The organism is Pseudoteredinibacter isoporae (assembly GCF_011602085.1).
In the GTDB taxonomy this organism is placed as follows: domain Bacteria; phylum Pseudomonadota; class Gammaproteobacteria; order Pseudomonadales; family Cellvibrionaceae; genus Pseudoteredinibacter; species Pseudoteredinibacter isoporae.
The window spans coordinates 821343-840315 of record NZ_JAAONY010000002.1 but is presented as its reverse complement, the minus strand read 5'-3'; the positions used below and the strand labels follow the sequence as shown (position 1 = coordinate 840315).

Below are 18973 nucleotides of genomic sequence, written 5' to 3'. Positions count from 1 at the left end.
GGGCTGTAGTCTAACAACAGTATCGAAGCAGATAAATGAAGAAACGCATATTTTTCCTTCTGGCACCCCTCAGTCAACTTGCAGTGGCGCAGTCCAATACTATCGAAACCGTTGAGGTTGAGGGGCGACAGTCGAACCTTGTTGGTAAAGCCATATCAGCATCGGAGGGCGTTATTGGCAGCAAGGAAATTGCCTTGAGGCCTCTGCTTCGTACCGGGGAAGTTCTGGAGTTGGTTCCGGGAATGGTCGTCACCCAACACAGTGGTACAGGTAAGGCCAATCAGTACTTTCTACGTGGCTTCAATTTGGATCATGGCACCGACTTTGCCAATTTTGTGGATGGCATGCCTGTGAATATGCGCAGCCACGGGCATGGTCAGGGTTATACGGATCTCAATTTTATCATTCCCGAAACCGTTTCTACCGTGGCTTACAAAAAAGGGGCCTATTACGCCGATGTCGGTGATTTCAGTGGCGCAGGCAGTGCACACATCAAAACACTTGATGAACTCGATGGAGGACGATTGGGTTTATCAGCGGGCAAAGATGGTTATCAACGCCTGTTACTATTGAATGGCTTTCATCTGGTGGGTGGCAATACGATCGTGGCTGTGGAAGCTAATCGTTATGACGGTCCCTGGTCCGGTGTTCAGGAAGACCTTGAAAAAACCAATGTCCTGCTGAAACACGCCCAGAATATTGGCAAGGGCCGCTTGAAAGTCGCGTTGATGGCTTATGACAATCAATGGAGCAGTGCCGACCAGATCCCGGCGCGTGCGGTACAACAGGGTTTGATCAGCGAGCTTGGGGTTATTGATGATAGCCTCGGTGGGGAATCCAGCCGTTACAGCGTGAATGTAGACTGGACCCAGGGAGCCTGGACGGCTTCAGCGTATCTTATCGATTACGATTTGAACCTGTGGTCAAACTTTACTTATTTCCTCGATGACGAAACCAATGGCGATCAGTTTGAACAGGTTGATAAGCGTCGAGTGTACGGCGGTCAACTGAATTATTTGCAGGAAACCCAATGGGTGGGGCGCTCGGTCAGCAACCGCTTTGGTGCGGATTTACGAATCGACGATATCGATGAGGTCGGGCTTTATCAGACACAAAAGCGACAGCGTCTCGGCGTAAAACGTAGCAATGCGCTTGAAGAAACCAGCGTAGGCCTGTACTGGGAGAATCGAATTTTCTGGACGGATCAGCTGCGCACAGTTTTAGGGGCGCGTTACGATTATCTTGATTTTGAGGTTCAGGATCGCGCCGGTATCAATCAAAACGGTATCAATCTCGGCGTAAACGGTGGCACGGGCGATGACGATCTCTTTTCGCTCAAAGGCAGTATTATTTACAGTTTATCCGAGGAGTGGGAAGTCTATGCGTCCGCGGGTCAAGGCTTCCACTCGAATGACGTGCGTGGAGCAACCATCAACATTGATCCAGACAGCGGAGACGCAATCAATACTGTCGATCCATTGGTTCGTTCCTTCGGCTATGAAGCCGGTGTGCGAGCGTTTTTCCACGAACGTTTAAATGCTTCCATTGCCTTGTGGTCACTGGATCTGGACAGCGAGCTGTTGTTTGTAGGCGATGCGGGCAATACCGAAGCGAGTCGTGCATCCGAAAGACAGGGAATTGAATTAACCGCTTACTACCACTTCAATGAGCACTGGAGTGTGGATTTGGAATACGCCTATACGGACGCCGAATTCCGCGATAGCGCGCCTGAGGGTAATGAAATTCCCGGCGCTATTGAACAAGTGTTGCAGGCGGGTATCAGCGCCGATTTCTCGGATGGCTGGTTTGGCAGTCTGCGTTTACGTCATTTTGGTGATCGTCCTCTGATCGAGGATGGTTCGGTGAGTTCTGATGACAGCACCATTTGGAATCTGAGAGCCGGATATCGAGGTGACAACTGGACGGTCTACGCCGATGTGCTGAATCTTAGCGATAGCGATGCCCACGACGTGGATTACTTCTATGAATCTCGCCTGCGAGGAGAAGCCAATGCGGTAGAAGATATTCACTATCACGTGATCGAACCGCGTACCGTCAGGGTGTCTTTGGAATATCGTTATTAATCGCGGCGAAGGGTATCGATAAAGAAAGCCTGATGTATCAATGTTATCAGGCTTTCTTCACAAACTTTGCGGTTACCATCATGTCACTGGCGCCGCTGATTTTACAATCCAGTTGATGGTCTTTTGCATCCACAATACGTCTGATCAATGCCTTGGTGCCAATTTTCAGTACCTGAGAACTCCCTTTCACTTTCAAGTCTTTAATAAACGTGACCTTGTCGCCCGCTTGTAAGAGCGTTCCGTTAACATCTTTAACGGTAACGGCATCGTCATCTTCGGGTGTTTCTGCGGGATTCCATTCGTAGGCACATTCGGGGCAGACCAGATTCTCTTGATCCTGATAAACGTATTCGGAGTTGCATTTGGGGCAGGGGGGTAGTGTCATTGTAGCTTCTTAGTTTTCTTTAGAGTTTATATGTGCAGATTCACCTGCTTGTTTATCTATGGCTTCTACATATTTGAGAGCATCTTCACCATAAAGAGGTTCATTGGTAATCAGGCTTTCAAATTCTGATCTGGCCTTCTTCCATTCGTTCTGCTTGAAGTATACGATCGCTCTTAACCAAAGAAGGTGCGAGTCTGCTGGTCGCTTTTGCAGGAATTTATTGACTTCTGAAAGAGCCATTTCATATTCGCCTCGACTAATCCAGACGTTCACGATTCGTGTATGGGTATCGCCAGACATTCTCCTGTAAAATGCAGTGGCGATGAATTTAGCGAGCCCTGAGGTTAAAATAACCACCAGTAGTGCGATAATAATGTCAAGTTTTTCCATAGTTTTTACATACTTCGCTTGTTTCGAAATATCCAATTCATTCCATAGTATAACGCTCCGCCCAGCAGGGCACTATAGATACAGAGTTTGTGCAGCAGCTCAACCGAAATAAAACCCAGCAACCTGTTCTCTGAGTCAAAGGGGAAGAAAGGTTCCATATCGGCGTGCATGATGCTGTCGATGATTACATGGCTGTATGAACCGATAAAAGCCGATAGAAATGCAACCCACCAGGAGATTTTTATCTGCCAGTTGGGATTCATATCCAATAGATAAAGCCCGATTTCAGATAGATACTTACCGCTTAAGGCTGAAAAAATGGCGAGTAGGCTGGCGCCGACATAAGTGTGCGAGAAACCATGCAAGTGACCTTCGCCAGTGATCAGTACGATTAAGGGCTGTATATCCATCACAATTTGCGACCAACCAAATACCATCAGACTAAAACTGCTTTGCAGCAAAGCTTTGATCAGGATTCCTGGCCCCATATGGAGTGGCGTAAATGGCATTGAGATTCCTTGCTGAGTGTTTCGAACGGTCTAAACCAATGGCGACTAACTTAGCGACGATTTATCCGTCTGCCAAGAGGGAGCTGTGAGAATAAGACTTTTTTATGTTCGCGCTCGAAAGCATCTGCTTGCGAGCGAGAATTCAAAGCCGAAGTAGAATGTTCCCCAGACCTTATATTCGGGGGACTCAGGAGGCAGGACGCTGGAGAAGAGCTACAGGGATGTATTTATACGTTCTCCAGAATGTAAGGTGCTGAGGGCATTGGGTATCCTAAGGCTCTGCGAACGTGTAAACGGTTTCCCCTTCTTTAATGGTTTCCAACACCCGTATGTTCTTCAGTTGCTGGGGCGGAATCATCAACGGATTACGATCCAAAATAACCAAATCTGCTAACTTACCGGGTTCGATACTGCCTTTCAGGTCTTCCTCATGATGCTGATACGCGGCATTAATCGTAATCGCTTTTAGTGCATCTTTTACACTGGCACGTTGAGCTTTCCCAAGCGTTTGACCACTGCGCGTTTCGCGATTGGCTGCTGTCCACAGCAGTAAAGGCATGTTTGGAGGGACAATCGGGGTATCATTGTGAATGGTGTATTTGATGCCTTCTTTTTTGGCGCTGATCAGAGGGCTGATGCGCTGGGCACGTTCAAGCCCCAATACGGAATCCCGATGCCAATCCCCCCAAAAGAACGTGTGTGCAACAAAAAACGAAGGGATAATCCCTAATTCTTTCATGCGTACTAACTGGTCATCTCGCACCGTCTGGGCATGGATCATAACGGTTCGGTCCAGATGAATACCTTCCCGTTTTAACTTGGTCATTACCTGAATTAATTGCTCGGCGGCGGCGTCACCATTGCAATGTGCCAGCACCTGCCAGCCGTGACTGAAATATTCCCGGAGTTTGGATTCCAACTGCTTGTCCGTCAGAATCGAGTAGCCCTGATAATCCTCGCCCTGGCCGTGTGGTGGGTGATGATAGGGGGCGGATAGCCAGGCCGTTTTCCCCTGGGGAGAACCATCCAATACCAACTTAATGCCCGCATTGCGGAAGTTGTTATGGTAGCGTTGCTGTGGGCCGGATTTGGGCGGGTATTTATCAAGATCGGCCCAGGCGGTGTAGGGGTAGGCGATAACGTCCAATTCCAGCAAATTCTTGTCGGCCGCTTCTTTCAATAAGGCCAGGCCGGCGTCGGAAGTCGCGCCGTCCTGCACCGTGGTAATGCCATATTGAGCGTAGTATCGATTTAGTTCAGGCAGACGATTCAATTGTTCCGCAAGACCTTGCTGTGGAAAAATAGAATGAATGGCCGCCATGGCGGTTTCTTCCAGGACACCGTTGGGTTGGGTGCTGCCTTCCTCTCGACGGAATACACCGCCCTCGGGGTTTTCACGTTCGGCGTTAATGCCTGCCATATCCAAACATAAAGAATTGCACACGCCTAAATGACCGGATACGTGTCGAACAAAAACTGGTACGTCCGTACTTACTTTGTCCAGGTCATGGCGAGTGGGGTGACGCTTTTCTGCAAGAAGAGAGTCATCGTAACCGGCGCCCAGAATCCATTGTTTATCTCCACCAAGGCTGCTGCTTGGTTTTTGCTGGCGCATTTCTTCAATCAAATCGTCAATGTTTTTTACCGGGCCAACCGGTGCAGAAGCAACGTTACGATAGGCTAAAAAATCCAGTGTCATTGTATAGTGACCGTGGGCATCGATAAAACCGGGCAATAAGCTTCGGCCTTTCAGATCTCTTTTTTCACAGGGTTGCTGGCAGTTGATTTCAAGTTCTGCCAGGCGGCCGGTTTGTTGAATTTTATTTCCGCGAACCAACACAGCATCCAGGAAAGGGGCACTGTCCACCATGCTTAGAATCGGGCCGTTGTGGTATAAAGTATCGGCATAACTTTTGGCGCTAATAACCGTGGCGCCCAACAGACAAAGTGATAGCGAAGAAAGAGATCGAAATGGCTTGCAGCGAACAGACGACATGGCTTTGGCCCTTATTCTACTTGTTATTTTTCAGGCTAAAGAATAGGTTACAGATGCTGGCGCTGCAATCATTTTTAAGGAAGAATTTTGTATTTTCCCGACCGTTGAGTGAATTTGCTTAATTCACATCAAGAATTTGTTGAATTCGGGTTTCGGCATTGGTCATTACTCGAAACGTAACACGTCGTGAGCGATCCAGATCTTCCTGGCCAAAACGATTCAGAATAGGGTGTGAAGAAGAATAACCAACCGCAGCAATATGACCTTTAATCCAACTGCGATATGGCACGACAGAGGGCAATTGGTAAACATAATCCAGAACCGAACGGGTTCGTTCCTGAGAGAGTTCCATATTTAAAAAATACGCTTCCGTATCGCTGGTGTTTTCGTTCCAGATACTGCTGGTGTGGCCTTCAATACGCACCTCGCTGATCGAGTCGGAAAACCGCTCCAGGACTCTCATGTATCGGGGAAAGAAGTTGTCGAGTAAGGTTTGATAACTGGGGCTGAGTTCGGTGGCGCCTTCGCTGAATAGAATTTCAGAAGAATTGAATATAAAGGTCAGAGTATCTTTATCAATCTCGGCGTTCCAGGTGGCGAGATTGGGGCCAAACTCTTCCTGTAATGCCTGATAAATAGCCAACTGATTGTCGCGGTAGGCAATGGCAACCTGCTTGATTTTGTCGCGTTCCACCATCGCGTCACGCATCAGCGCCACGGCGATAAACAGGAACACCACCATCAAACCCGCCATCAGATCAGAGACCGTCAGCCAATGATCTTTTTCCTGCTCCAGCGATTGCGACTGCTGACGCTGGTTCAAGGCGAGTTTTTGAATCGGATCACTCATGCGATGGCTTTATTTTGATGGCGTTTAGTTGGCATGGGTCAGAATGCGGTGCAGATCCTGGGTGAGCTTAATGTGCAGCTCTACAATTTTCAGGGATTCCTCCGCATGTTGTGCCGACATTTGCTGCATGCTGTCGCTGACGCTCTCCACCATGCTCTGCATATCGTTATCGAAGGCCTCTCGGCTGCGGCCGGCAACTCGCATCAGAGCGTTGCCGCTCTCACGAATCTGTTCGGCGAACTCCTGGCTTTCCAAGCCGATGTCCTTGCCCAGTGCTTCAAACTGTTGCTGGAGTTTTTCCTGGCTGCTTTGCAAGGCTTCATAGTGGCCGTCGCTTTGTTCGCGGATATTCTGGGCCAATTCCTGAAGCAGTTTATTGTTGTCGATCTGGCTTTGGCTGATCGCTTCAGCGGCTTTATTGAGCGCCTGACTGCTTTCACCAAAGGCTTGCATGAGTTGTTCCTGTCCCTCTTGTAAGGTCTGCTGTAACGTTTCTTTTTGTGCTTCGCCACTTTCACGAAGAGCGTTGCCACTGTCTTGCAGCGCTTTACCGCTGTCACTGATTTTTTCAGCGCTGTCTTGCAGAGCGGTTTGCAAGCGTTCAGAATTGTTTTGCAAACTCTCTTCCATGGCTTTGGCGCCTTCGGCAAGAGATTGCTTCATTTGTTCGCTGCTTTCCTGTACGCCTTTGCCCAGTTGCTCACTGGCTTGCTGCACACCCGCCAGGGTATCTTTAATATGCTGTTGCATATCAGGTACGGCCTGAACAGCTTCGTCTCGCATATTAGCAAAGGCTTCCAGGTGGCGTTCCAGCTCCTGAATCTGATGCTGGTTGACCTCCATGATGCTTTGCCAGTTGGTCAAGTTGCTGCCGATTTGCTGGGTTTGTTCGTTAATGTTGGCCAAGGCATTTTCGGTCTGGCTGATTGCCTGTACGCTCTGGTCGTAATTACTGCGCATGTCCGCGAGCTGATCACGGTAGTTGTTCTGCCATTCCACCATTTCTTGAACTGCGTTGTTCAAGTGGGCGAAGTTTCCGCCAAACTGCTCGCTGAAATTCTGATTGAAATCGCGAATCACACTCTGCTGGGCTTTGGCCATCTGTTCGGCAGCGGCCTGGGAAAGGTTGAGCGCAAATTTATCGAGTTTAAGCCAGAGATTTTTCTGGAAAGCCTGGAAAGCGACTTGCTGATGCTTGGTTTCTTTCTGAGCCGCTTGAATGTTGTGCTTCGATTCGGCGCGCAGTGCTTGTAGCTGGCCGTTCAAACTGCTTTGATGTTCACCGGCAATGGAGGATTGCAAACTGAGCACACCATCGCGTTGTTCGCGCATCACCTGATACAAGTCTTCGATGCCGATTTGTTCATCACTGGGAATGTCTTCTTCCTGTTGCGGCGGGTTCAGCAACCCACTGGCAATCAGGCTTTTGAAAATAATAGACAGTCCCATACCCACCAGACTGGTCGTAAAGGCGGTTTTCATACCTTGCAGCAGCATATCGATACTGCCGTCGATATCGCCAATATTGAAACCGAGTAATCCCGCCACAATTCCGCAGAATGTACCCAGAATACCCAGAGAGGTCAGTAGAGTAGGGGTGTAGTTGCAAAACGCCGGCGACTTGTCCATTCGCTTGGCGTAAGCCGCATAAATAAACGCGGCTAACATCAAAATGATGAAAGCCTCAGTAATGGCCAATGCGCCCGAATTAGCGATCAGTGCTTCAATAGGCTTGGAAAACATCGACTCTCCTTATTGGCCAAGTCACTGCTTATTCAAAGTATTTATATCAGCCGAACTATGCCTGTTCACTCCGAGCATAGCAAGACTTCTATAGTGTATGCCCTCTGGCTTTAGGCTAATGTTGCTGAATAGGCAACTAAACTGTGCTCAGCTTGCAATGTAAAAGGTAAGTTTAGGCGAAAGTTTGCAGTTATCCAGCTGGGGGAACGATTTTTATCCCGTAAAGGGCTCCATAGGAGTATGGGCTGGTGAAAAAGCGACAATTCGAGCAAGGCGAGTTTATGAAACGGGGGCAAATCGGTGACAAGGGCCGCGTGTCTATTCGGCGACCCAATATCAAGGCTACAGACTAGAAGCGATGGCCTTGTCGGCGAACGATTCTGGAAACAAGCTTGGCAATTGTCGGGAATAGGCATAGAGGAAGTGCGGGAAGCTCACGTCGATATTGTCGATAGGCCGGGCGTTCGGAGATGCGTTGCTGCCAGTCTTGCAGGTGAGGCAGCTTTGGTGGCCGGTACCCCAGGAGTTGCAGGGTGTGTACATTCGCAAACCAGGCAATATCGGCCAGAGTGAACTGCCCACCTGCCAACCAGTTCTGTGTTTCCAGTTGTTGATCAATTTCTCGACATTGCTGGTCCACCAATGCTCTGGCGGACTTCGCGTTGTTGGCTTTCACACCCGCTCGACGCTGTCGATGAAAATCGGCTCTGTGGGGAATGTATTCTTCGTAAAAGCGGTTGTCCCTGGGTGTTGGTAAGCGGCCGATACCGTGCGAATACACATAGTTAACAACGGCCTGCTCATGGGAGTTGCGGGCTTTTTCCAGCCATTGATCCATCAGGCTTTTATCGGCTGGGTTTTCAGGGCTCAGCGAAATTTCCGGAAATTGTTCTTCCAGGTAATAGAGGACATCGATCGATTCGCTGTATGCCTTGCCGTCGTGTACCAAAGCCGGCACTTCAGCTTTCGGGTTCAGCAATAAAAATGATTTGTTGAGCTGCTCGCTTTTTAAAAGGTTTACCACGTGCCCTTCAAAAGGCAGTGCTTTTTCAGCCAGGGCGAGATAAACCCGGGTAGCGCAGTTTGAAACAGGATGGAAAAAAAGATGGATACCTTCCAGTTCCGTTGGATTGGGAAATATTTTGGCCATGCTAACAGGGTTCCCGGGTGAGATTGCAACTGAATTTGGAAAAGTGGATATGAATGGTTCCAACCAAATCGGTGTGCTTCGCGATGATCCAACGTTCCTTATCTTCCCCTACCAGCACTCCTGTGGTGGGGCCAAGTAAAATATCCTTGCTGAAAATGCTGACCGACTGACCAATAAGGTCACTGTGTACATAGTGTTCTGAAACTTCACGAGCCTGGTCTCGAGCCGCATGAATGGCTTGCTCTGCGGACAGTTCAGAACAATCACCATGTCCAATCGCGTGCATATGTTGAAACCAGTGTTTTAATTGGGGGCGCCCAGACCAGGCTTCATTTGCGTGTATGGATTCGCGAAACCAAATCATGTGGTAAGCACAAAAATCCAGGTAGCTGGGTTGCTCGCCAAGGATAAAAGGGCCTTTGATAATCTGTTCAAGATGCTCTAAATGCTCTGTCCAGTTTTGAAGGCTTTCTGCGCGGCTGGAAATGAGTTTTATTGCCTCGGGGCTGGCATGATCCCGCAAATGTTTTTTATCTTTTAAATATGCCCAGATGTCTCGAATGGGGACTTCGCGGAACACCTTTCTGATCACCGGCCACGCCGATAAAGTATTCACACAGTGCAGAAAATGCTCGCTGTCAATTCGCTCGCTCAAGGTGAGTTGTTCCTGATTCAGTTGTAAGGGCGACAACTCCGGACAAGCGCTCAACTGAGCGATCTCTTCGGCGATTAATCGGGTATCGCAAAAGTAATCGGCACCTATCTGGGCAACCGGGATACGGCGATAACCTTGCAATATAGGATCAAGAGACGGGCGGGGTGGGACAACGGGTGCCTGCACGGACTGCCACTTTAAGCAGCTATAGCCCAGCATAAGGCGAACTTTTTCCGAGAATGGAGAAATCATCTTGTTGTGCAGAATCAGCATATTGTCGGGTCTTTCTCGTCAGTTTAATTTCGATATCATGTATTTATATATCATGACATATACTTGTGCGTTTACACAAGACGGCTGTTGTAAACGACAAGCCACGGAACAAGGTGGAGAAGGGGGCAGAAAAGAGAATTGCGCTCAGGAGAGAGCCGGGTGGCGTAAAGTGTAAGGATTAGAATTTACGGAGAAGCTTATAGAGTGTTTTTGACTCTTTTTCATTGAGTGGGTTTTCATATTGCAGGAGAAGCTTATCAGCCTGCTTATGCAGCTTGGACCCTTGGGGAGTAATGGTGATATAGACAACCCGTTGATCATTTTCACTGCGTGTTTTTTTCACCAAACCGCTGTCACACATTTTATTCAAGGTGCGAGAGACATTGGAGGTTTCATCCAGCATATTGTCTTTTAATTGATTGACGGTCAGTTGTCCATTGGGCGCTTTGTCGAGGACATGCAGTAAATTGACTTGCAGCAAGGAAATACCCAGCTCGGAAATACGGCGTTCCATATCGACCTTAATTTCCTGGGCAACACAGGCGAGCATGGCCAAGGATTTTTGCCGAATGGGAAGGTCCAGTTGATCGAGCAGGTCTTTGTTTGCCATTTATTTCTGAGTACGTGTTTTGTTTGATTTGATCATTGATGCTGAAAAACGAGGCTGGATAAGCCAACCTCGTGAGTTCTGTGTTCGCTTACGCTTGGGTAATATAACGTAATGTTTCAACTACCTGTTGCGGTGTTTGCGCCCAGGCCATGGCAGCCGCGTCGACTTCCTTCAATGGGTGGATGATGCTCTCATCGTGCAGGGTGATGTAGGGCACATCGAGGGCGGCGCAGTAGCCGGCATCAAACGCGGCGTTCCACTGTTTGTATTTGTCACCAAAACGAATCACTGCAAAGTCGGCTTGCTCGATCAGGTTTTTGATGCGCATGGCATTCACCTTGGCGGATTTGTGGTCACGCCAAAACGCCTTGTCCTCGGCACCAAGGTGATCACCCGCAGCATCACTGCTGTCGTGATCGGTATTTGCCGAGGTAAATTCGATCTCCAGGCCCAGCTCCTTGGCGCCCGCTTTAATTTGATCACGCCAGTCGGTGTGAATTTCTCCAGATAGGTACACGGTCCACATGTTTGCAGTTTCCTGTCTTCTTATTGCTAGGGGCGCCTATTTTAAGGGATTCACTGGCTATTGCTATAGATAGCAGCGCGAAAGGGGCTGCGCCAGACGGTCTATTAATGTCACATTTTCCACTATCAACCGTCATCAAAGCACGGTATAAATGGCCTCTCGCAAGCATGTGTGATCCACAAAAATAATAAGGAAATCGTATGTCCAGAAGTGCACTGCAGTTACGTTCTCTAGTAAGTGAAGACAATACCCTGACCTTGAGCCTGGAAGATGTTGATATTCCAGAACCAGGCCCGGAAGAAATTCTCGTACAGATGGAGGCGGCGCCCTTAAACCCCTCTGACCTTGCACTGCTTATCGGTCCGGCCGATGTCAGCAAAGCCGAATACAGCGGCACGGCCGAGCGTCCCGTGGTTAAAGCCCCGATTCCTGAGCATCTTATGGGTATGGTCAAAGCTCGTTTAGGACAGTCCTTAGCTATTGGTAATGAAGGTGCTGGCGTGGTGGTAGCCTCCGGAAACTCCGATGCCGCCAAAGCCCTATTGGGCAAGCGCGTGGGTATTGTAGGCGGTGATATGTACAGCCAGTACCGTTGTGTACACACTATGATGGCCCTGCCATTGGAAGAGGGCACTACCTCGGCGCAAGGCGCATCCTGCTTTGTGAACCCCTTAACCTCGCTGGCCATGGTCGAAACCATGCGTGCTGAAGGTCATACTGCTTTGGTGCATACTGCAGCGGCCTCAAACCTCGGTCAGATGCTCAATCGCATATGCATCAACGAAGGCATTGACCTCGTTAACATCGTACGAAAAGACGAACAGACTGCCATACTCAAAGAGATAGGCGCCAAATACATCGTCAATTCCAGTAGCGATAACTTTTACGCAGAACTTACCGAAGCGCTGGTGGCAACAGGCGCCACTCTTGCGTTCGATGCCACTGGCGGTGGTGAGCTGGCCAGCGATATTCTCAACTGCATGGAGGCTGCAGCGGCCCGCAACATGGGCGAGTACAACCGCTATGGCTCCGATGTTTATAAACAACTCTACATCTACGGTGGTCTCGACCGCAGCCCAACCGTGCTCAAGCGTGGCTTTGGCTTCTCCTGGGGCATCGGTGGCTTCCTGCTTACCCCGTTTCTGGCCAAAGTCGGATTGGAAAAGAGCATGGAAATGCGCGCCAAAGTTGCAGCAGAGCTGCAAACCACCTTTGCGAGCCACTACAGCGAGGAAGTTTCACTGGCGGGCGCACTGAGCAAAGAAGCGCTTGGACGCTACAGCCAGCAAAAGACGGGCGAGAAGTTTTTGATCAATCCGAGTGCTTAAATAAAGAGTGTCCTGCCACAGGGTTCTCAAGCCGCGATTTTTATTCAGAATTGCGATGCAGAGTCTGGGAGGGGGAGTCAGTTTTGGGGGCTTTGGAGGCAGGACGCCGAAGAAGAGCTACAGGGATGTATTTATGCGGCTCCCAAAACTGACTCCCCCTCCCAGACTCGTATCTTGAAGCCTCGTGCTTATCGAGGTATTCCGTTTACCGTTCAAAGCTCTCGGCCTGGCGCATGTATGCCGCAGTAGAAGAACTTGGTTTGCGCCAAACACCTTTCCATTCGTTATAGCTAATGGACCATCCCTACGTTAAAAACACAGATGGAGAATTGAAGTGAAGAAAACCCGTTTATCCCTCGCAGTTGTCCTTGCGGCCAGCTCCCTTGGCCTTGGCCAAACCACCCTGGCAAAAGACGCGGCCCTCAGCGGCCTGAACCTACGTAACCTTGGCGCGGCCCATACTGGCGGCCGAATCTCAGACCTGGCCATCGTGCCCGGCAAACCTTCTCACTACTATGTAGGCGTTGCTTCCGGTGGTGTATGGAAAACCGAAAACGCGGGTACCACCTTCACACCCATCTTTGACCGATACGGCTCATACGCCGTCGGCGTCGTAGAGCTCGACCCCAAAGATCCCCAGGTCATTTGGGTGGGCACCGGCGAAAATAATTCCCAGCGCTCCGTCGCCGCGGGCGATGGTGTTTATAAATCCACCGACGGTGGTAAAACCTTTAAAAACGTTGGCCTGAAAAAATCCGGTCACATCAGCCAGATCATTATCGATCCCCGCGACAGCAACACCGTTTACGTTGCCGCACAAGGTCCACTGTGGTCCAGCGGCGGTGATCGTGGCTTGTACAAAACCACCGATGGCGGCAAAAGCTGGACGCGTATTCTCGATATCGACAAGCACACTGGTATCAACGAAGTCCTGATCAACAAAAATAATCCGGACGAAATGATTGCGTCTTCCTATCAGCGTCGCCGCCATGTCTGGACACTGATTAATGGGGGTCCGGGTTCAGCGATTCACAAAACCACCGATGGTGGTAAAACCTGGCAGAAACTCAGCCAGGGTTTGCCGGCTTCTGAAAAAGGCCGCATTGGTCTGGCCGCCGCACCGAGCCAGCCAAACACCGTATACGCCATCATCGAAGCGAACGATAAAGACAAAGGTATTTATCGCAGTGATGACTTCGGCAAAACCTGGAGCAAACGTTCTTCCTACATGAGTTCCAGCCCACAGTATTACAACGAACTGATTGTTGGCCCGAAAAACCCGGATCGCCTGTTTGTGATGGATACCTTTTCCAAAGTGTCCATGGATGGTGGTAAAACCTTTAAGCCCTTATCTTTTAAAGCGCGCCACGTTGATGACCACGCACTTTGGGTCAACCCCGAGCATACCAGCCATCTTCGGATTGGCGGTGACGGTGGCATTTACGAAAGTTTTGACAATGGTGCGCACTGGAACCATTTGCGCAATATGTCATTGACCCAGTTCTACCGAATTGCTGCGGATAACGACAAACCATTTTACAACGTTTACGGTGGAACCCAGGATAACAATACCTTGGGTACGGCGGTGCGCAACACTTCTATGGAAGGTATCACCAATGCGGATTGGTGGGTGACTCTGGGCGGTGACGGATTCGAGCCTGCGATTGATCCTAACAATCCCGACATCGTTTACTCCCAGTATCAGTATGGTGGTTTGGCACGTAGCGATCGTAAAACCCGCGAGGCGGTTTATATTGCACCGCAGCCTGCCGAAGGTGAAAACGCTCTGCGCTGGAACTGGAACGCGCCGTTGTTAATCAGCCCGCACAAAGGTGAGCGCTTGTACTACGGTGCCGAAAAACTGTTCCGTTCCGATGATCGTGGTGATAGCTGGGTGGCCGTTTCCGGTGATTTAAGTCGCGGCCTGGATCGCAACAAACTCAAAGTAATGGATCGAGTTTGGAGCGTAGATGCCATCGCGAAAAACGATTCGACCTCGGTATACGGCTCTTTGATTGCTCTGGACGAAAGCATTCTGCAAGAAGGGTTGCTGGCGGTCGGCACCGATGACGGTTTGATTCACGTAAGCGACAATGGTGGTCAAAACTGGACCCGTTATGATCGCTTTAAAGGTGTACCGGATATGAGTCTGGTGGAAGACCTGCAGTTCTCCCGTCACAACAAAGACGTACTGTTTGCGGTTTTCGATAATCACAAACGCGGTGATGAAAAGCCTTATGTGTTGAAATCCACCAACCGTGGAAAGAGCTGGACATCCATCGCCGGTGATCTGCCCGTGCGTGGTACCGTGCACACCATTGTAGAAGATCATGTTGATCCAAACCTGCTGTTCGTGGGTACCGAATACGGTGCCTTCTACACCCAGAACGGTGGTAAAAACTGGCACAAGTTTACCAAGCTACCGACTGTTGCGGTTCGTGATTTGGAAATTCAGCGTCGCGAAAATGACTTGTTGTTCGGCACCTTTGGCCGCGGTATTTATGTGTTGGATGACTATTCGCCACTGCGTACCAATCAAGGGAGCCTGAAAAACGAAGCCGCTACCGTGTTCCCGGTAAAGGACTCGCCAATTTATATGGAAACCCGTCGCTGGGGTGGTTACAGCAGTGATAAGGGTATGATGGGGGATAACTTCTTTATCGCCCCGAATCCTGAGTACGGCGTTGCCTTCCGTTACTATCTGCGTGATGGTTTGCAAACCTTGAAAGCCAAACGCCAAAAGCAGGAAGCAAAACTGCAAAAGGATGGCAAAGATACGCCATACCCAAGTTGGGATGCCTTGCGTGCGGAAGCGAATCAGGAAGCACCAAGCATGTGGTTTGAGATCAAGGATGCCGACGGTAATGTCATTCGCAAGGTGAAAGCGAAAACCGCCAAAGGTTTGCAGCAGGTTAACTGGGATTTTCGCCATGAGGCGATCAAACCCATCAGTCTGAAAAAATCCAAGCCAAGCCCATGGGGCAGCTCTCCGCAGGCTCCTTTGGCTCTGCCGGGTCAGTACACTGCACAACTTATGCAGCGTGTGGATGGCAACGTCAGTGCCGTGGCCGCTCCTCAGAGCTTTGCCCTGAGCACCATGAGTGATGTGGTGTTGCAGGCTGAAGATCGTCAGGCCTTGTTGGCGTTCCAGAAAGACACAGCCAAAACCCAGGCTCAGGTCCTGGCGGTTGGCCGTCAGTTTGCCGATGTCAGCAGCCGTCTGAAGCATATGTTGAAAGCCATCGATATGGCGACGGTTGATACCCGCGCTATTTCCGCTGAAGCGCGTCAGCTGCGCAGCCAATTGCAGGCCATGAAAGTTGACCTGTATGGTGACTCGGTGAAAACCTCCGCAAACGAAAAAGCGCCGTGGGGCATTATGTCTCGCGTGAACGCGGTTATCGGCAGTCACTGGCACACCCAGGCGGCGGCGGGCGGTAATGTTCGCACCGGTCTTGATATTGCCAAGCGTCAGCTGAAAGCCTTTATGCCGAAGCTGGAACAAGCGGAGCAGACTATGTCCAAGCTGGAGGCCGATGCCGATCGCCTTGGTTTGCCATGGACTCCGGGTCGTTCTGTCAGTTTGTAAGGTGTCTAAAAAAGAAACCGGGCATTTGCCCGGTTTCTTTTTTGCTTATTTTTGGGTTTTTCTTCCCTACTTTTCTTTCCTTCCCTTCGGTTTATTTCTGCGACGCCTGGATTTTCTTTTTCTGGGTAATTCTCAATAGCTTCTGAAAACTTGGGCACTCGGCATGACTGGGCGCAGTGCATTTCGCCGCGTGCAATAGCCCATCGCGCATGACCGTCAGGCGTTGGATTTGTTGTTCCAATTCATTGGCCTTTTCAGTTAACTGCGCTCTATCCAGTTCAAAGCCAGTGCTGGTGAGTACCTCGGCAATATCGTCCAGACTGAACCCCGCATTCTGTCCCAGGGTGATCAAAGCCAGACGTTCGGTAACCGTTGGATGATACAGGCGTTTCTGGGCTTGCCGTCCCACCGGTGTAATTAATCCGCGTTCTTCATAGTATCGCAGAGCAGAGGCGGCAATACCGGTACGCTTTGATACCTCACCAATGCTCAGAAAATCAGTGCTCATTTCTGCTTGACCTCAAGTCGACTTGAACCTTTAAGCTGCCTTGGACATAGGGTGAATACAAGGCCTTTGAAATACTAACAGGAGACTTCTATGGACGCAGCATTTTGGCATCAGGTTTGGAAAGACAGAAATATCGGCTTTCACCAGGCGGATGTCGATCCAGTTCTGATAAAACATATCCATCACTTGAATCTGAAAAGCGGAGATCGGGTTTTTGTACCGCTTTGTGGAAAAACCAAAGATATCGGCTGGTTGCTGGACCAGGGTTATCAAGTGTGCGGTGCTGAGTTGAATGAGGGGGCGGTTATCGAGCTGTTTGAATTCCTCGGTTTAAGCGCGAAAGTGAAAGACATGGGCGAAGTGAAATGCTATCACAGTCAGAACATTGATATTTTTGTGGGTGATATTTTTAGCTTGCAAAGAGAACCATTGGGGAAGGTGGACGCAATCTATGACCGAGCGGCCTTGATTGCCTTGCCGCCGAAAATGCGGAAGGCTTATAGCCAACATCTAAATGCCCTCAGCAATTCGGCCACCCAGCTTGTAGTGGTCTATGAATACGACCCATCGCTGATGGAGGGGCCACCTTTCTCGATAGACAGCGATGAAATGTACACGCTTTATGGAGCAAGTCATGAGGTTCAGTGCTTACCGCACTCGCGTTTGATTGAAAACTTTAAAGACGGTGTGGACGCCCAAGAGCTTATCTGGCTTTTGCAATCGTGACACGGGGGCAAAAGTGCTGATGCCGGTTTGGTGCTTTTAACGTTCACTTCCGAATTCCGCCAGACAGTCTGATCGTTGGCTGACACCATGGGTTATTCATTTATGAGTGTCAGGAGAGACTATGAATCAGGAAAACGTTGAAATTTTTCGAAAGCTTCATAAGAGGTCCGACGGTCTTGTGCTGTCTAATGTCTGGGATTGTGCCAGCGCCGTGCTGGTCCAGCATGGCGGCGCAAACGCGATTGCCACAAGCAGTGCGTCTTTAGCCTGGGCCAATGGCTATCCGGATGGCGGTGCGCTGCCTGTGGAGCAGTTGTTGCGTTCGGTAGAGAACATCATGCGAATCGCGGTTGTGCCCGTCAGTATCGATATCGAAGCCGGGTATAGCGATCAGCCAGAGCAAGTGGTCGACTTGCTTGTCGAGCTTGTTAAGCTTGGGGTAGCAGGAATTAATATCGAAGATGGTCAGGACAGCCCGGATCTTTTTTCGACCAAACTGGAAGCTATTCGCGAAACCCTTGGGCCGGACCAGATGTTTATCAACGCACGCACTGATGTGTATTTACAATCATTGGTGCCTGAAGCCCACCAATTACAGGAAACTCAGCAGCGCATTGCACGTTATGCCAGCGCTGGTGCCGACTCCGCTTTTGTGCCGGGTTTGCTTGATCTTGAAGACATCAAGGTGCTGCTTTCTTCCAGTGCATTACCGCTCAACATTATGTTGCCTTCACTTGAGCTGGAAACGAAAGACTTTTTTGAAGCGGGTGTGAAACGCTTGAGTTATGGGCCGGGGACGTTTTTGGAGTCTTATCGCCAGCTTCAAAGCTTTTCAGGTAAGGGGGCTGATTCAGGGGTGCTCAGTTACGACGGTTTCAATCGAATGCTCACTTAGGAGTTTATTCATTTAATGACCGTTTGGTTTGAAGGACATTGGAGAGCGTTGATGAATAACCGGAACGTTCTTCACTCTTGAAATGAAAGGCTTGAGGCGGAATTGCAGCCGCCTCAGTAACACTAGAATAGCTCTTCTTCTCCAGGGCACAGCTTTTTCAGGTGACGCAATGCTTTTATCAGCTTTTCATTATAGTGATCGGCCGGGGATATCACCCGTAAGCTGGTCTTTTCCCGTGTCCAGGTGGGGCCAGGACAGGCTTTCTCGGAATCCCCGCAGTGGTTTTTGTGCTCACGATGCGCGGGGTAATAAGTGTTTTGCCGGGTAACGCCATCTCCCTTGACGCGTAGGGCCAAGCCTTGATTGCCATATTCCAATATCTTGTAGATGTGCTTGGTCGGTACTCGTGCCACCTCATCGGCGAAAACAACATCGGGTTTTTTCAGTGAAGTGAATCGATGCAGTATCTCCATCTGACAATCGTCCTTGAAACTGACCAGCTGTTGGATCAATAACCCGCTGCGCTTTTTTTTCCAACTGGTATCGGTTTTCTCGATAATGTAGTTCTGTGTTTCCTTCAGGTTCGGTTCAGCACTGACATTTGTGATCCACAAGCTGCAGATGCAGACGAAAATCAGCATAGGGTTTTTGGGGGCGGGCATCGAGTGAGGTCTCCTAATTGTCCTTTTTAAATCAGAACTACGCGATTGAGCCTCGGAATATAAACAGCTTTCTTCTTTGAGTAAAGTCTCGGCA

17 protein-coding genes are annotated in these 18973 nt (G+C 49.7%); 5 read left to right on the top strand and 12 right to left on the bottom strand.

Features of this window, described 5'->3' with window-relative positions; genetic code table 11:
• Positions 1-35: 35 nt before the first annotated feature.
• On the top strand, positions 36-2084 hold the full coding sequence (locus G8768_RS12225; protein WP_166846533.1) for a TonB-dependent receptor: 2049 nt from the start codon (positions 36-38) through the stop codon (positions 2082-2084).
• A gap of 46 nt (positions 2085-2130) precedes the next feature.
• Here the strand turns inward: G8768_RS12225 and G8768_RS12220 are convergent, their stop codons facing one another.
• The 10 genes from G8768_RS12220 to G8768_RS12175 all read right to left on the bottom strand — a co-directional run bounded on the left by G8768_RS12220 (position 2131) and on the right by G8768_RS12175 (position 11171).
• Positions 2131-2469, bottom strand: coding sequence for a zinc ribbon domain-containing protein YjdM (locus tag G8768_RS12220; protein ID WP_166846535.1), 339 nt, complete (start codon positions 2467-2469; stop codon positions 2131-2133).
• Positions 2470-2478: 9 nt separating this feature from the next.
• On the bottom strand, positions 2479-2859 hold the full coding sequence (locus G8768_RS12215) for a tetratricopeptide repeat protein (RefSeq protein ID WP_166846538.1): 381 nt from the start codon (positions 2857-2859) through the stop codon (positions 2479-2481).
• A gap of 5 nt (positions 2860-2864) precedes the next feature.
• Positions 2865-3368 carry a hypothetical protein gene (locus G8768_RS12210; protein ID WP_166846541.1) on the bottom strand — a complete coding sequence of 168 codons (504 nt, stop codon included), beginning with the start codon at positions 3366-3368 and terminating at the stop codon, positions 2865-2867.
• A gap of 271 nt (positions 3369-3639) precedes the next feature.
• Positions 3640-5364: an amidohydrolase gene (locus G8768_RS12205; protein ID WP_166846543.1), complete on the bottom strand. Its 1725-nt coding sequence runs from the start codon at positions 5362-5364 to the stop codon at positions 3640-3642.
• Between the two features lie 118 nt (positions 5365-5482).
• Entirely contained in the window at positions 5483-6214 is a 732-nt protein-coding gene (locus tag G8768_RS12200) for an OmpA family protein (RefSeq protein WP_166846545.1), read from the bottom strand.
• A gap of 24 nt (positions 6215-6238) precedes the next feature.
• Complete coding sequence (locus tag G8768_RS12195; RefSeq protein WP_166846547.1) at positions 6239-7957, bottom strand: hypothetical protein; 1719 nt, start codon at positions 7955-7957, stop codon at positions 6239-6241.
• A gap of 349 nt (positions 7958-8306) precedes the next feature.
• Positions 8307-9107 carry a glutathione S-transferase family protein gene (locus tag G8768_RS12190; RefSeq protein ID WP_166846550.1) on the bottom strand — a complete coding sequence of 267 codons (801 nt, stop codon included), beginning with the start codon at positions 9105-9107 and terminating at the stop codon, positions 8307-8309.
• Position 9108: 1 nt separating this feature from the next.
• A complete protein-coding gene (locus G8768_RS12185) occupies positions 9109-10035 on the bottom strand; it encodes a glutathione S-transferase family protein (RefSeq protein ID WP_166846552.1) in 927 nt (308 codons plus the stop codon).
• 178 nt (positions 10036-10213) lie between these two features.
• A complete protein-coding gene (locus G8768_RS12180) occupies positions 10214-10645 on the bottom strand; it encodes a MarR family winged helix-turn-helix transcriptional regulator (RefSeq protein ID WP_166846554.1) in 432 nt (143 codons plus the stop codon).
• Positions 10646-10733: 88 nt separating this feature from the next.
• Positions 10734-11171 (bottom strand): YtoQ family protein, encoded by a 438-nt coding sequence (locus G8768_RS12175; protein ID WP_166846556.1) that lies wholly within the window; start codon positions 11169-11171, stop codon positions 10734-10736.
• 200 nt (positions 11172-11371) lie between these two features.
• On the opposite strand from G8768_RS12175, the gene G8768_RS12170 reads away from it, so the two are divergent.
• Together G8768_RS12170 and G8768_RS12165 are read left to right on the top strand one after the other, a co-directional pair.
• Entirely contained in the window at positions 11372-12499 is a 1128-nt protein-coding gene (locus G8768_RS12170) for a zinc-binding dehydrogenase (protein ID WP_166846558.1), read from the top strand.
• Positions 12500-12833: 334 nt separating this feature from the next.
• Positions 12834-16088, top strand: a complete 3255-nt coding sequence (locus G8768_RS12165; RefSeq protein WP_166846561.1) for a VPS10 domain-containing protein — start codon at positions 12834-12836, stop codon at positions 16086-16088.
• A 91-nt stretch (positions 16089-16179) separates the two neighbouring features.
• Here G8768_RS12165 and G8768_RS12160 read toward each other — a convergent pair whose 3' ends face one another.
• Positions 16180-16596, bottom strand: coding sequence for a helix-turn-helix domain-containing protein (locus tag G8768_RS12160; protein ID WP_243749493.1), 417 nt, complete (start codon positions 16594-16596; stop codon positions 16180-16182).
• Positions 16597-16686: 90 nt separating this feature from the next.
• Here G8768_RS12160 and tmpT point away from each other — a divergent pair, with 90 nt between their 5' ends.
• A complete protein-coding gene (gene tmpT / locus G8768_RS12155) occupies positions 16687-17322 on the top strand; it encodes a thiopurine S-methyltransferase (protein ID WP_166846563.1) in 636 nt (211 codons plus the stop codon).
• Positions 17323-17443: 121 nt separating this feature from the next.
• Positions 17444-18217, top strand: a complete 774-nt coding sequence (locus G8768_RS12150) for an isocitrate lyase/PEP mutase family protein (RefSeq protein WP_166846566.1) — start codon at positions 17444-17446, stop codon at positions 18215-18217.
• Between the two features lie 122 nt (positions 18218-18339).
• Here G8768_RS12150 and G8768_RS12145 read toward each other — a convergent pair whose 3' ends face one another.
• Positions 18340-18879, bottom strand: a complete 540-nt coding sequence (locus G8768_RS12145; protein ID WP_166846569.1) for a hypothetical protein — start codon at positions 18877-18879, stop codon at positions 18340-18342.
• Positions 18880-18973: the final 94 nt, after the last annotated feature.

Coding starts and splice junctions, on each gene's coding strand:
- G8768_RS12225 (WP_166846533.1), top strand. CDS start 36: ATGAAGAAACGCATATTTTTCCTTCTGGCACCCCTCAGTCAACTTGCA.
- G8768_RS12220 (WP_166846535.1), bottom strand. CDS start 2,469: ATGACACTACCCCCCTGCCCCAAATGCAACTCCGAATACGTTTATCAG.
- G8768_RS12215 (WP_166846538.1), bottom strand. CDS start 2,859: ATGGAAAAACTTGACATTATTATCGCACTACTGGTGGTTATTTTAACC.
- G8768_RS12210 (WP_166846541.1), bottom strand. CDS start 3,368: ATGCCATTTACGCCACTCCATATGGGGCCAGGAATCCTGATCAAAGCT.
- G8768_RS12205 (WP_166846543.1), bottom strand. CDS start 5,364: ATGTCGTCTGTTCGCTGCAAGCCATTTCGATCTCTTTCTTCGCTATCA.
- G8768_RS12200 (WP_166846545.1), bottom strand. CDS start 6,214: ATGAGTGATCCGATTCAAAAACTCGCCTTGAACCAGCGTCAGCAGTCG.
- G8768_RS12195 (WP_166846547.1), bottom strand. CDS start 7,957: ATGTTTTCCAAGCCTATTGAAGCACTGATCGCTAATTCGGGCGCATTG.
- G8768_RS12190 (WP_166846550.1), bottom strand. CDS start 9,107: ATGGCCAAAATATTTCCCAATCCAACGGAACTGGAAGGTATCCATCTT.
- G8768_RS12185 (WP_166846552.1), bottom strand. CDS start 10,035: ATGCTGATTCTGCACAACAAGATGATTTCTCCATTCTCGGAAAAAGTT.
- G8768_RS12180 (WP_166846554.1), bottom strand. CDS start 10,645: ATGGCAAACAAAGACCTGCTCGATCAACTGGACCTTCCCATTCGGCAA.
- G8768_RS12175 (WP_166846556.1), bottom strand. CDS start 11,171: ATGTGGACCGTGTACCTATCTGGAGAAATTCACACCGACTGGCGTGAT.
- G8768_RS12170 (WP_166846558.1), top strand. CDS start 11,372: ATGTCCAGAAGTGCACTGCAGTTACGTTCTCTAGTAAGTGAAGACAAT.
- G8768_RS12160 (WP_243749493.1), bottom strand. CDS start 16,596: ATGAGCACTGATTTTCTGAGCATTGGTGAGGTATCAAAGCGTACCGGT.
- tmpT (WP_166846563.1), top strand. CDS start 16,687: ATGGACGCAGCATTTTGGCATCAGGTTTGGAAAGACAGAAATATCGGC.
- G8768_RS12150 (WP_166846566.1), top strand. CDS start 17,444: ATGAATCAGGAAAACGTTGAAATTTTTCGAAAGCTTCATAAGAGGTCC.
- G8768_RS12145 (WP_166846569.1), bottom strand. CDS start 18,879: ATGCCCGCCCCCAAAAACCCTATGCTGATTTTCGTCTGCATCTGCAGC.